Origin of the sequence: Pseudomonas sp. R11F, from assembly GCF_050312575.1 — a bacterium.
GTDB lineage: Bacteria > Pseudomonadota > Gammaproteobacteria > Pseudomonadales > Pseudomonadaceae > Aquipseudomonas > Aquipseudomonas palleroniana.
This window is the reverse complement of record NZ_JBNPJU010000029.1, coordinates 1-831: the sequence shown is the minus strand read 5'-3', so window position 1 is coordinate 831 and position 831 is coordinate 1. Positions and strand designations below refer to the sequence as shown.

Annotated in this window: 1 protein-coding gene; it reads left to right on the top strand. The window is 62.7% G+C overall.

The features are described from left to right. Positions 1-831, top strand: an 831-nt coding sequence (locus ACQRBV_RS08375) for an Ig-like domain-containing protein (protein ID WP_427877917.1), incomplete at both ends; no start/stop codon positions are given.

Here is an 831-nt window from a genome sequence, read left to right as displayed (position 1 = left end):
CGGCGCCACGTCGTTGGTGACCATCACGTTCAGCGAGGCGGTCAGCGGTTTCAGCAACGCCGACCTGACCGTCGCCGGCGGTACCTTGAGCAACGTGAGCAGTGCCGACGGAGGTATCACCTGGACCGCCAACTTGACGCCCACCCAGGGTGTAAGCCATACGGGCGACGTCATTACGCTGAACAACGCGGGCGTCAACGACCTGGCCGGGAACAGTGGTGCAGGCAGCACGCTGTCGAATGCCTACAACATCGACACCCAGGCGCCCACCGCCACGATCGTGGTCGCCAACCCGACTTTGGCCATTGGCCAGACTTCTGGGGTGACGATAACCTTCAGCGAGGCCGTCAGCGGCTTCGACAACAGCGACTTGAGCGTGCCCAATGGCACTCTGAGTACCGTGAGCAGCGCCGATGGTGGTGTGACTTGGACGGCGACCTTTACCCCTACCAGCAACATCCGCGACACCACTAACCTGATCACCCTGAATAATGCGGGCGTCAGCGACCTGGCCGGCAACGCGGGCTCAGGCATCACCAACTCGGCCAACTTCACCATCGATACCGTACGGCCGACCGCGAGCATCGTGGTGGCGGACAACGCGGTGAAAGTCGGCGATACCTCGTTGGTGACCATCACCTTCAGCGAGGCGGTGAGCGGTTTCACCAACGCCGACCTGACCGTTGCCAACGGCACCTTGACGGCGGTGAGCAGCAGCGACGGAGGGATTACCTGGACGGCGACCTTCACGCCGACCAACAACATCACCGACACCACCAACCTGATCACGCTGGACAACAGCGGCGTGCAGAATGCCTCGGGCAACGTCGG